Raw genomic sequence first — 11,944 nt, forward strand, 5'->3', positions numbered from 1 at the left:
GGCCGTCAGCCGACGGGTCCACCGAAGATGTCGATCCGCTCGCCCTCTGCAAGGGTGACGATCGCGCGCTTCGTGTCCTTGCGCTTGCCGAAACCGGTCTTGGTGCGCTTGCGCTTACCGACGCGGTTGATCGTGTTGACGCTCTCGACCTTGACCCCGAAGACCGCGATGACGGCCTGCTTGATCTGGGTCTTGTTGGCGTCGGGGTGCACGATGAACGTGTACTTGTTCTCGTCGATGAGCCCGTAGCTCTTCTCCGAGATCACCGGCTTCAGCAGCACATCGCGCGGGTCGGTGTAGGTCTTGCTGGTGACCTTCGTCGTGCTCTCGACGGTGTCGGTGCTCACGCGTGGCTCCCTTCGAGCTCGTCGGAGCTCGCGACCGCCGAGGCGGCCTGGGCCGGTCCGGCGATGAAGCGCTCCAGAGCGGCCTTCGTGAAGACCACGTCGTCGGAGACGAGCACGTCGTAGGTGTTCAGCTGCCCGACCTCGAGCAAGTGCACCTGCGGAAGGTTGCGGGCGCTCAGCCAGGCAGTGGTGTCGGACTTCTCGACGACCAGGAGCACGTTCTTGCGCTCACTGATCTTGCCGAGCAGCGTCTTCGCCGCCTTGACCGACGGCTTGTCGCCCTCGACCAGCGCGGAAACGCAGTGGATGCGCTCGTGACGCGCCCGGTCGGAGAGGGCACCGCGCAGGGCGGACGCCTTCATCTTCTTCGGGGTCCGCTGCTCGTAGTCGCGCGGCACGGGACCGTGCACGACGCCACCACCGGCGAACTGCGGCGCGCGGGTCGAGCCCTGACGGGCGCGACCGGTGCCCTTCTGGCGGTACGGCTTGCGCCCACCGCCGCGGACCTCGCCACGAGTCTTGGTCTTGTGCGTGCCCTGACGAGCCGCGGCGAGCTGGGCCACGACGACCTGGTGGATCGTCGGGATGCTCACCTGGACGTCGAAGATCCCCTCGGGGAGATCGATCGTCCCGGACTTCTCGCCGGCGGGCGAAAGAACGTCAATGCTGGTCATGAAATTCACACACCCTTCGCAGCAGTGCGCACCAGCACCAGGCCGCCGTTGGGGCCGGGGACCGCGCCCTTGATCAGGAGCAGGCCCTTCTCGGCGTCTACGGCGTGCACGGTCAGGTTCTGGGTGGAGACGCGCTCGTTACCCATGCGGCCTGCCATGCGCACGCCCTTGAACACACGACCCGGGGTGGCGCAGCCACCGATCGAGCCGGGCGAGCGGTGCTTGCGCTGCGTACCGTGCGAGCTGCCGAGACCCTTGAAGCCGTGTCGCTTCATGACACCGGCCGTGCCCTTGCCCTTCGAGGTGCCCATGACGTCGACCTTCTGGCCGGCCTCGAACACCTCGGCGGTGATCTCCTGCGCCAGCGTGTACTCGCCGGCGTCGGAGGTACGGAGCTCGACCAGGTGGCGACGCGGGGTCACCCCGGCCTTGGCGAAGTGGCCGGCGAGCGGCTTGTTCACCTTGCGCGGGTCGATCGCGCCGAACGCGATCTGGACGGCGGAGTAGCCGTCGACCTCGGCGTTGCGGACCTGGGTCACGACGCAGGGCCCGGCTTCGACCACAGTCACTGGAACGACGCGGTTGTTCTCGTCCCAGACCTGGGTCATGCCGAGCTTCTTGCCCAGAATGCCCTTCATCTGCTTCGTCATCGTCGGTGCGTCCTCAGAGCTTGATCTCGATGTCGACGCCGGCCGGCAGGTCGAGACGCATAAGCGAGTCGACCGTCTTCGGCGTGGGGTCGAGGATGTCGATGAGCCGCTTGTGAGTGCGCATCTCGAAGTGCTCGCGCGAGTCCTTGTACTTGTGCGGCGAGCGGATGACGCAGTACACGTTCTTCTCGGTCGGCAGCGGCACCGGTCCCGCAACCTGCGCACCAGTACGCGTCACCGTCTCGACGATCTTCTTCGCCGAACTGTCGATGACCTCGTGGTCGTAGGCCTTGAGCCTGATGCGGATCTTCTGTCCCGCCATGGCTGCTTCGAATTCCTTCTCTCGTACCGCTGCGGATCACCCCCGCTGACACGGGGAGAAGACTTGGGCTGAAAACCCCTTGGGGTTTCCCTTCCCCGCCGACCCCCGCGGTCGGGCGTGTCGCTCTGTTGCTCACAAGCGCCCCTTGGAAACCCTTACGGGCGGCCTGGGGGCCTGGGCAACGTACTCTCGGCGTCACCTTCGCTGCGGCAAGCGAAAGGACGGCACGAGGTCGCTAAGCGACGACGCCGGCTGCATGGGTGGCAGGACAGAAGTCCACCGATTGTTCGGAGCCAACGGGGCCGGCGCCACGGCTCTGTCTGTTCGACAGGCACGGCGCAGCCCGTTGTCTATCCGAGCAACTTGGCTAGTATGCCCCACGAATGGCGGGCTTGGCCAATCGAGCGACTCCCCCAGGTTTGAGAGAGCCCCCGAGCAATGGATATCCGGTCCCACCTAGGGGGTGGAATCGATCCGGACAAAGCCCCGCCCGCCGACCCAGGTGGACCGGCGGGCGGGATTTCATCACTTCTTGATCTTGACGACCTGGCCGGCGCCCACGGTGCGGCCACCCTCGCGGATGGCGAAACGCAGACCCTCTTCCATGGCGATCGGCTGGATCAGCGCGACGTCCATGCCGGTGTTGTCACCCGGCATGACCATCTCGGTGCCCTCGGGGAGGGTCACCACGCCGGTCACGTCCGTCGTACGGAAGTAGAACTGCGGCCGGTAGTTGTTGAAGAAGGGGGTGTGACGGCCACCCTCGTCCTTCGACAGGATGTAGACCTGAGCCTCGAAGTCGGTGTGCGGCGTGACCGAACCCGGCTTGATGATGACCTGGCCGCGCTCGACGTCCTCGCGCTTGATGCCGCGCAGGAGCAGACCGACGTTCTCGCCCGCCTGACCCTCGTCGAGCAGCTTGCGGAACATCTCGATGCCGGTGACCGTCGTGGTGGTCTTGGTCTCCTTGATGCCGACGATGTCGACAGTCTCGTTGACCTTGACGATGCCACGCTCGATGCGGCCGGTGACGACGGTGCCACGACCGGTGATCGTGAAGACGTCCTCGACGGGCATCAGGAACGGCATGTCGGTGTCACGCGGCGGGGTCGGGATCGCCTCGTCGACGGCGGCCATGAGCTCGAGCAGCTTGCTGCCCCACTCCTTGTCGCCCTCGAGCGCCTTGAGCGCCGACACCCGCACGACCGGAAGGTCGTCGCCCGGGAACTCGTACTCGGAGAGGAGCTCGCGCACCTCGAGCTCGACGAGCTCCAGGATCTCCTCGTCGTCCACCATGTCGGCCTTGTTCAGCGCGACCACGATGTACGGAACGCCGACCTGGCGGGCCAGGAGCACGTGCTCCTTGGTCTGCGGCATCGGGCCGTCGGTGGCGGCGACCACGAGGATCGCGCCGTCCATCTGCGCGGCACCGGTGATCATGTTCTTGATGTAGTCGGCGTGCCCGGGGCAGTCGACGTGCGCGTAGTGACGGTTCTCCGTCTGGTACTCGACATGCGCGATCGAGATCGTGATACCGCGCTGCCGCTCCTCCGGCGCCTTGTCGATCTGGTCGAACGGCGTGAAGGGGTTCAGGTCCGGGTACGCGTCGTGCAGCACCTTGGTAATCGCCGCGGTCAGCGTCGTCTTACCGTGGTCGATGTGACCAATGGTGCCGATGTTGACGTGCGGCTTAGTCCGCTCGAACTTAGCCTTCGCCACTGGGGTCCTCCTGTGGACTGGTTCTTTACGCCGTACGACGTCGGGTATCGGGGGTGAGCCGGGGCGGGGGCACCGGAGTCCGGATACGGACCCCGGGTCCCCCTGGTATCGCTGCTGCCGCTGGGGCGGTGATTACTCGCCGCGCGACTTGGCGATGATCTCCTCGGCGACGTTCCTCGGAACCTCGGCGTAGGAGTCGAACTGCATGGAGTAGCTCGCGCGACCCGAGGTCTTGCTGCGGAGGTCGCCGACGTAGCCGAACATCTCCGACAGCGGGACCAAGGCCTTGACGACGCGCGCACCGAAGCGCTCGTCCATGGCCTGGATCTGGCCGCGACGCGAGTTGAGGTCGCCGATCACATCGCCCATGTAGTCCTCGGGCGTGGTGACCTCGACGGCCATCATCGGCTCGAGAAGAGCCGGGCTGGCCTGCCGGGCCGCTTCCTTGAACGCCTGCGAACCGGCGATCTTGAACGCGAGCTCGGACGAGTCGACCTCGTGGTAGCCACCGTCGATCAGCGTCAGACGCACGCCGACCATCGGGTAGCCGGCGAGAACGCCGTACTGCATGGCCTCCTGTGCACCCGCGTCCACCGAGGGGATGTACTCCCTGGGGATACGGCCACCGGTGACCTTGTTGACGAACTCGTACGCGTCACCCTCGAGCGGCTCGAGCGCGATCTGCACCTTGGCGAACTGACCGGTACCACCGGTCTGCTTCTTGTGCGTGTAGTCCACGCGCTCGACGACCTTGCGGATCGTCTCGCGGTAGGCCACCTGCGGCTTGCCGACGTTGGCCTCCACGCGGAACTCGCGCTTCATCCGGTCGACCAGCACCTCGAGGTGCAGCTCGCCCATGCCGCCGATGATCGTCTGGCCGGTCTCCTCGTCGGTGTGCACCTGGAACGAGGGGTCCTCGGCGGCGAGGGACTGGATGGCGACACCCAGCTTCTCCTGGTCGCCCTTGGACTTCGGCTCGATGGCCACCTGGATGACCGGGGCCGGGAACGTCATCGACTCCAGGATCACCGGGTTCGCCGGGTCGCAGAGCGTCTCACCGGTGGTGGTGTCCTTGAGACCCATCACGGCGATGATGTCGCCCGCGCCGACCGACGGGATCTCCTCACGCTTGTTCGCGTGCATCCGGTAGATCTTGCCGATGCGTTCCTTCTTGCCCTTGACCGAGTTCAGCACGGAGCTGCCGGCCTCGAGGACACCCGAGTAGACCCGGACGAAGGTGAGCTTGCCCAGGTGCGGGTCACGCATGATCTTGAAGGCGAGGCCCGCGAAAGGCTCGTCATCGCTCGGCTGGCGAACGATGACCTCTTCCTCCTTGTTCACCGCGTGGCCCTGGATGCCCTCGATGTCGAGCGGCGACGGCAGGTAACGGACGACCGCGTCGAGCAGGGGCTGAACGCCCTTGTTCTTGAACGCGGTACCGCAGAACACCGGAGTGAACGTCGGCTGGCCCTTGTTGTCACCCTTGGTCGAGGCGATGGTGGCGCGACGGATCGCGGCCATCAGCTGCTCCGTGGTGGGCTCTTCGCCCTCCAGGTACAGCTCCATCATCTCTTCGTCGTACTCGGCGATCGTCTCGAGCAGCTTGCCGCGGTACTCGGCGGCGGCCTCGGTGTGCGTGGCCGGGATGTCGACGACGTCGTACATCTCGCCCTTGGCCGCCTCGGCCGACCAGACCAGCGCCTTCATGGCGACCAGGTCGACAACGCCCTGGAAGTCCATCTCGGTGCCGATCGGAAGCTGCATGACCAGCGGAACCGCGCCCAGCCGCTCGTCGATCATGTCGACACAGCGGTGGAACTCGGCGCCGGTGCGGTCGAGCTTGTTCACGAAGCAGATACGCGGCACGCCGTACCGGTCGGCCTGACGCCAAACGGTCTCGGACTGCGGCTCCACGCCGGCGACACCGTCGAAGACGGTGACGGCGCCGTCGAGCACACGCAGCGAACGCTCCACCTCTACGGTGAAGTCGACGTGGCCCGGGGTGTCGATGATGTTGATCGTGTGATCGACGTCTTCGAGCGTCCAGTGACAGGTCGTCGCGGCAGACGTGATGGTGATGCCGCGCTCCTGCTCCTGTTCCATCCAGTCCATGGTGGCAGCGCCCTCATGAACCTCACCGATCTTGTAGTTGACCCCGGTGTAGAACAGGATCCGCTCGGTGGTGGTGGTCTTGCCCGCGTCGATGTGGGCCATGATGCCGATGTTTCGGACCTTGGCCAGATCAAGAGCAGTGGTAGCCATCGTGGCTTGTCTTCTCTCGGCTTCTCGTCGTTGCGGGTGGAACTACCAGCGGTAGTGCGCGAAGGCCTTGTTGGACTCGGCCATCTTGTGCGTGTCCTCGCGGCGCTTGACCGCGGCACCGAGACCGTTGCTCGCGTCCAGGAGCTCGTTCATCAGACGCTCGGTCATCGTCTTCTCGCGACGGGCGCGGGAGTAGCCGACGAGCCAGCGGAGAGCGAGGGTCGTGGAGCGGCCCGGACGGACCTCGACCGGCACCTGGTAGGTCGCGCCACCGACGCGGCGGCTGCGGACCTCGAGGGTCGGCTTCACGTTCTCGAGCGCGCGCTTGAGCGTGATGACCGGGTCGGTACCGGTCTTCTCGCGGCAGCCTTCGAGAGCGCCGTAGACGATCTTCTCGGCGACGGAGCGCTTGCCGCTCATCAGGACCTTGTTCACCAGCGAGGTGACCAGCGGCGAGTTGTAAACCGGGTCGATGATGACCGGTCGCTTGGGGGCAGGGCCCTTACGCGGCATTAGCTCTTCTCCTTCTTCGCGCCGTAGCGGCTGCGCGCCTGCTTGCGGTTCTTGACACCCTGGGTGTCGAGCGAACCACGAATGATCTTGTAGCGGACACCGGGGAGGTCCTTCACACGACCACCGCGAACGAGCACAATCGAGTGCTCCTGGAGGTTGTGACCCTCACCGGGGATGTAGGCCGTCACCTCGATGCCACTCGTGAGGCGCACACGCGCGACTTTGCGAAGCGCAGAGTTCGGCTTCTTCGGCGTCGTCGTGTAAACACGGGTGCACACGCCGCGACGCTGCGGGCTCCCCTTGAGCGCCGGAGTCTTGGCCTTGTCGACCTTGTCCTGGCGGCCCTTTCGGACCAGCTGCTGGATCGTGGGCACCGCGTCTCCGTCTTCTTCGTGCCGAGCGGTCTTTTTGAAGCGACTGCAATGTCTGAATCGGCCTGCATCCCGGTCGACGCCGGAGCCAACCGCAAGTCCGACCCCCGCGGTCGGGCGTGTCGCCCGGTCTTGGGAGTGTGCTTGCTGTGGAGGCTGCGGGTCGGTCCCTTACGCCCTCTCACGCACGCATCCCGTGGGGATTGCGGTGAGCGCAGGCACAAGAGCCCGGGGACACCCCAGGCACAAGGAGAGAGACTACCTACCACAGCAGCAGAGGTCAAAGCGAAAAGAAAGACCCCCGCCACGACATGGAATTCGGCGCTCTCACCTTGGCGGAGCACCGAATCGTTCAGGGCGGTACATCACCCTCCGAGCCCCACCGTACCCGGCATTGCGGCCGGAGGCGAACGAGCGCACGCGTGGTGGTCGCCCGGGCGGGACGCGGTGACTCAGCACACGGCGCGCAGCGCGCCGAACAGATGCAGGTGATCGGAATAGTCGTGGCCGTCCGAGTCCAGTACGACGATCACGATGACCAGCGCCAGCAGCGCCATCCCGATCCAGCCCAGCACCACGCCGGCGATCGCCATGCCCCGACCCTGCTGACCGGTGCGCTCGGTCTGGGCCAGGGCTATGTGCCCGAAGATCACCGCGAGCAGGCTGCCGATCCAATAGATCCAGACGATGCCCAGGATCATCGACGCGATGGCCAGGCCGTTGGTGCCCGGCTGAGGCAGGTATCCGCCGTAGCCGGGGTGTTGGTAGTAGCCGTAGGCGTACGGCTGCTGCTGCCCGTACGGCGGCGCCTGGCCGTACCCGTACGGCGGGGGCTGCTCCCCCGGACCGTAGCCCTGGCCGTGCGGCGGGGGCGGCTCGCCGTAGGGGCTCCACGCGGCGCCGGGGGGCTGATCTTCGTGGTGCTCGTATCGGGGCTCGTACTGGGGCCCGTCAGGGGTGCTCATGGGGTTCTCCCGGGGTGGGACGGCGCGTTGGCAGCATCGTCGCACCGATCGGCGCCGGCATGGAGGGCCTGCGGACAACCCGGGTCCGCGCACGCGACAGGGCCGCCACCCCGAAGGGTGACGGCCCTGTTCCCGGCTGTGGGCCGATCAGCCCTGGTAGCCGCCGAAGTCGTACTCCTCCAGCGGGACGGCCTGGCCGGAACCCGAACCGAACGCGGAGTAGTCGGCCTCGTCGTACCCGGACATCGAGTACATCGCGGCCTTGGCCTCTTCGGTGGGCTCGACCCGGATGTTGCGGTAGCGGGGCATGCCCGTACCGGCCGGGATGAGCTTGCCGAGGATCACGTTCTCCTTCAGGCCGAGCAGCGGGTCCGACTTGGCGTGGATCGCCGCGTCGGTCAGCACTCGGGTGGTCTCCTGGAAGGAGGCCGCCGACAGCCACGACTCGGTGGCCAGCGACGCCTTCGTGATGCCCATGAGCTGCGGACGGCCCGAGGCCGGGTGCCCGCTCTCCGACATCACCCGTCGGTTCTCGGTCTCGAACCGGCCGCGCTCGACGAGCTCGCCCGGAAGCAGCTCGGCGTCGCCCGACTCGATGATCGTCACGCGGCGGAGCATCTGCCGAATGATGATCTCGATGTGCTTGTCGTGGATCGACACACCCTGCGAGCGGTAGACCTGCTGGACCTCCGCCACGAGGTGGATCTGCACCGCACGCTGGCCGAGGATGCGCAGCACGTCGTGCGGGTTGACCGCGCCGACGAGCATCTTCTGACCGACGTCGACGTGGTCGCCCTCGTCGACCAGCAGGCGCGAGCGCTTGCTGACCGCGTACGCCAGTTCCTCGGAACCGTCGTCCGGGACCACCACGACCTTGCGGGTCTTCTCGGTGTCCTCGATGCGCACCCGACCGGCCGCCTCGCTGATCGGGGCGACACCCTTGGGGGTGCGCGCCTCGAAGAGCTCGACGACACGCGGCAGACCCTGCGTGATGTCGTCACCCGCCACACCACCGGTGTGGAAGGTACGCATCGTGAGCTGGGTGCCGGGCTCACCGATCGACTGGGCGGCGATGATGCCGACCGCCTCGCCGATGTCCACGAGCTTGCCGGTCGCCAGCGAGCGGCCGTAGCACATGGCGCACGTACCGACCTTGGACTCGCAGGTCAGCACCGAACGCGTCTTCACCGACTCGACGCCTTCGGCGACGAGGTGGTTGATGATCACGTCACCGAGGTCGGCGTTGGCCGGGGCCAGCACCTTGCCGTCCACGACGACGTCCTCGGCCAGGTTGCGGGCGTACACGCTGGTCTCGACGTCGTCGTCCTTGCGGAGCACGCCGTCGGCACCGCGGGTGGCGATCGACAGGACCAGGCCGCGGTCGGTGCCGCAGTCCTCCTCGCGCACGATCACGTCCTGCGAGACGTCCACCAGACGACGGGTCAGGTAACCCGAGTCGGCGGTACGCAGCGCGGTGTCGGCCAGACCCTTACGGGCACCGTGCGTCGAGATGAAGTACTCGAGGACGGACAGACCCTCACGGAAGGACGCCTTGATGGGACGAGGGATCGTCTCGTTCTTGGCGTTCGACACCAGACCACGCATACCCGCGATCTGACGCATCTGCATCATGTTTCCGCGAGCACCCGAGTCGACCATCATGAAGATGGGGTTCGTCTTGGGGAAGTTCAGGTTCATCGCCTCGGCGACCTCGTTGGTCGCCTTGGTCCAGATCTGAATCTGCTCCTGCTGACGCTCGTCCTTGGTGATCAGGCCGCGCTCGTACTGCTTCTGGACCTTCTCGGCCTGGGCCTCGAAGCGCTCCAGGATCTCCTTCTTCGCCGGCGGCACGACGACGTCGGAGATCGAGACGGTGACACCGGAACGGGTGGCCCAGTGGAAGCCGGCCTCCTTCAGGTTGTCCAGCGTCGCCGCCACGACCACCTTCGGGTACCGCTCCGCCAGGTCGTTCACGATGATCGACAGCGTCTTCTTGCCGATCTCCTCGTCGACGAACGGGTAGTCCGCCGGCAGGAGCTCGTTGAACAGCGCGCGGCCGAGCGAGGTGTGCACGCGCAGCGGCGAACCGGGCTCCCAGCCCTCGGGCGCGACCCAGCCGCGCGACGGGACGGTGCCCGCCGGCAGTCGCAGCTCGATCTTCGCCTGCAGGTCGAGCTCACGGGCGTCGAACGCCATGATCGCCTCGGCCGTGGACGCGAACACGCGTCCGTCGCCCTTGGTGTTCTCCCGCTCGGAGGTCAGGAAGAACAGGCCCAGCACCATGTCCTGGGTCGGCATGGTGACGGGACGACCGTCGGCCGGCTTCAGGATGTTGTTGCTCGAGAGCATCAGGATGCGGGCCTCGGCCTGCGCCTCCGCGGACAGCGGCAGGTGCACGGCCATCTGGTCACCGTCGAAGTCCGCGTTGAACGCGGTGCACACGAGCGGGTGAATCTGGATGGCCTTGCCCTCGACGAGCTGCGGCTCGAACGCCTGGATGCCCAGACGGTGCAGCGTCGGTGCGCGGTTGAGCAGCACCGGGTGCTCGGCGATGACCTCTTCGAGCACGTCCCACACCACGGGGCGGGCGCGCTCGACCATGCGCTTGGCCGACTTGATGTTCTGCGCGTGGTTGAGGTCCACCAGGCGCTTCATCACGAACGGCTTGAACAGCTCGAGCGCCATGGCCTTCGGCAGACCGCACTGGTGCAGCTTGAGCTGCGGGCCGACGACGATGACCGAACGCGCGGAGTAGTCCACGCGCTTGCCGAGCAGGTTCTGGCGGAAACGACCCTGCTTGCCCTTGAGCATGTCGGACAGCGACTTGAGCGGCCGGTTGCCCGGGCCGGTCACCGGACGACCGCGGCGGCCGTTGTCGAACAGCGCGTCGACGGCCTCCTGGAGCATCCGCTTCTCGTTGTTCACGATGATCTCGGGGGCACCGAGGTCGAGCAGACGCTTCAACCGGTTGTTGCGGTTGATCACGCGGCGGTACAGGTCGTTCAGGTCGGAGGTCGCGAAGCGGCCACCGTCCAGCTGCACCATCGGACGCAGGTCCGGCGGGATCACCGGGACGCAGTCCAGGACCATGCCGTTGGGGCTGTTCCGGGTCTGCTGGAACGCGGAGACGACCTTGAGGCGCTTGAGCGCGCGGGTCTTCTTCTGGCCCTTGCCGGTGCGGATGATCTCGCGCAGCTTCTCGGCCTCGGCGTCGAGGTCGAACGACTCCAGTCGACGCTGGAGCGCCTGCGCGCCCATGCCGCCCATGAAGTACGTGCCGAACCGGTCCCGCATCTCGCGGAACAGGATCTCGTCGCCCTCGAGGTCTTGGACCTTGAGGTTCTTGAACCGGGTCCAGACGTCGTCGAGACGGTCGAGCTCGCGCTGGTTGCGGTCGCGGAGCTGCTTCATCTCGCGCTCGGCACCTTCGCGCACCTTGCGGCGGACGTCGGACTTGGCGCCCTCGGCCTCCAGCTCGGCGAGGTCGGTCTCGAGCTTCTTCTGGCGCTCTTCGACGCTGGCGTCGCGACGCTGCTCGATCTGCTGCCGCTCGACCGAGATCTTGGCGTCGAGGGACGGCAGGTCGCGCTGGCGACGCTCGTCGTCGACGTACGTGATCATGTACGCCGCGAAGTAGATGACCTTCTCGAGGTCCTTCGGGGCGAGGTCGAGCAGGTAGCCGAGGCGGCTGGGCACGCCCTTGAAGTACCAGATGTGCGTGACCGGCGCGGCGAGCTCGATGTGGCCCATGCGCTCACGACGCACCTTGGCGCGAGTGACCTCGACGCCGCAGCGCTCACAAATGATGCCCTTGAAGCGGACGCGCTTGTACTTGCCGCAGTAGCACTCCCAGTCCCGGGTCGGACCGAAGATCTTCTCGCAGAAGAGCCCGTCCTTTTCCGGCTTCAGGGTGCGGTAGTTGATGGTCTCGGGCTTCTTGACTTCACCGTGCGACCACTGGCGGATGTCGTCTGCGGTAGCGAGGCCGATACGCAGCTCGTCGAAGAAGTTGACGTCGAGCACTGTTTCGTCAATCCCTCTTTCGGGGTTTGGTCCCGGCGGTCACGGCGGGGGCTGTGCCGTGATCACCAGTGTGTGTCTTCATCAGGACTGGGGTCGAA

At 66.4% G+C, this 11,944-nt stretch carries 10 protein-coding genes; all 10 read right to left on the reverse strand.

All coding sequences use genetic code 11. The features are described 5' to 3' along the window. Positions 1–5 precede the first annotated feature (5 nt). The 10 genes from rplW to ACIRL2_RS37355 all read right to left on the reverse strand — a co-directional run bounded on the left by rplW (position 6) and on the right by ACIRL2_RS37355 (position 11,846). Positions 6–347 (reverse strand): 50S ribosomal protein L23, encoded by a 342-nt coding sequence (gene rplW / locus ACIRL2_RS37310; protein ID WP_020549235.1) that lies wholly within the window; start codon positions 345–347, stop codon positions 6–8. Next, the gene (gene rplD, locus ACIRL2_RS37315; protein WP_395871689.1) at positions 344–1,021 is read right to left on the reverse strand and encodes a 50S ribosomal protein L4; all 678 of its coding nucleotides are present in this window, start codon (positions 1,019–1,021) and stop codon (positions 344–346) included. The genes rplW and rplD overlap by 4 nt, the downstream gene beginning before the upstream one ends. A 5-nt stretch (positions 1,022–1,026) precedes the next feature. Then, positions 1,027–1,671, reverse strand: a complete 645-nt coding sequence (gene rplC, locus ACIRL2_RS37320) for a 50S ribosomal protein L3 (protein ID WP_391585394.1) — start codon at positions 1,669–1,671, stop codon at positions 1,027–1,029. Between the two features lie 13 nt (positions 1,672–1,684). Continuing rightward, positions 1,685–1,993, reverse strand: a complete 309-nt coding sequence (rpsJ, locus tag ACIRL2_RS37325; protein ID WP_020549238.1) for a 30S ribosomal protein S10 — start codon at positions 1,991–1,993, stop codon at positions 1,685–1,687. A 525-nt stretch (positions 1,994–2,518) separates the two neighbouring features. Beyond that, a complete protein-coding gene (tuf, locus tag ACIRL2_RS37330; RefSeq protein ID WP_395871691.1) occupies positions 2,519–3,712 on the reverse strand; it encodes an elongation factor Tu in 1,194 nt (397 codons plus the stop codon). Positions 3,713–3,844: 132 nt separating this feature from the next. Further along, positions 3,845–5,974, reverse strand: a complete 2,130-nt coding sequence (gene fusA / locus ACIRL2_RS37335; protein WP_395871693.1) for an elongation factor G — start codon at positions 5,972–5,974, stop codon at positions 3,845–3,847. A gap of 42 nt (positions 5,975–6,016) precedes the next feature. Next, positions 6,017–6,487 (reverse strand): 30S ribosomal protein S7, encoded by a 471-nt coding sequence (gene rpsG / locus ACIRL2_RS37340; protein ID WP_020549241.1) that lies wholly within the window; start codon positions 6,485–6,487, stop codon positions 6,017–6,019. Next, entirely contained in the window at positions 6,487–6,861 is a 375-nt protein-coding gene (gene rpsL / locus ACIRL2_RS37345; RefSeq protein WP_020549242.1) for a 30S ribosomal protein S12, read from the reverse strand. Before rpsL ends, rpsG begins: the two co-directional genes overlap by 1 nt. 449 nt (positions 6,862–7,310) lie before the next feature. Further along, entirely contained in the window at positions 7,311–7,823 is a 513-nt protein-coding gene (locus ACIRL2_RS37350; RefSeq protein ID WP_402238260.1) for a DUF4190 domain-containing protein, read from the reverse strand. A 147-nt stretch (positions 7,824–7,970) separates the two neighbouring features. Next, complete coding sequence (locus tag ACIRL2_RS37355) at positions 7,971–11,846, reverse strand: DNA-directed RNA polymerase subunit beta' (protein ID WP_395871697.1); 3,876 nt, start codon at positions 11,844–11,846, stop codon at positions 7,971–7,973. Positions 11,847–11,944 lie beyond the last annotated feature (98 nt).

It is taken from the genome of Embleya sp. NPDC127516 (genome assembly GCF_044765325.1).
Taxonomy (GTDB): Bacteria; Actinomycetota; Actinomycetes; order Streptomycetales; family Streptomycetaceae; genus Embleya.

Bases quoted from the DNA above. Each gene is read 5' to 3' on its own strand.
- rplC (WP_391585394.1), bottom strand. From the start codon at position 1,671: ATGACGAAGCAGATGAAGGGCATTCTGGGCAAGAAGCTCGGCATGACC.
- rpsJ (WP_020549238.1), bottom strand. From the start codon at position 1,993: ATGGCGGGACAGAAGATCCGCATCAGGCTCAAGGCCTACGACCACGAG.
- rpsG (WP_020549241.1), bottom strand. From the start codon at position 6,487: ATGCCGCGTAAGGGCCCTGCCCCCAAGCGACCGGTCATCATCGACCCG.
- rplD (WP_395871689.1), bottom strand. From the start codon at position 1,021: ATGACCAGCATTGACGTTCTTTCGCCCGCCGGCGAGAAGTCCGGGACG.
- fusA (WP_395871693.1), bottom strand. From the start codon at position 5,974: ATGGCTACCACTGCTCTTGATCTGGCCAAGGTCCGAAACATCGGCATC.
- ACIRL2_RS37350 (WP_402238260.1), bottom strand. From the start codon at position 7,823: ATGAGCACCCCTGACGGGCCCCAGTACGAGCCCCGATACGAGCACCAC.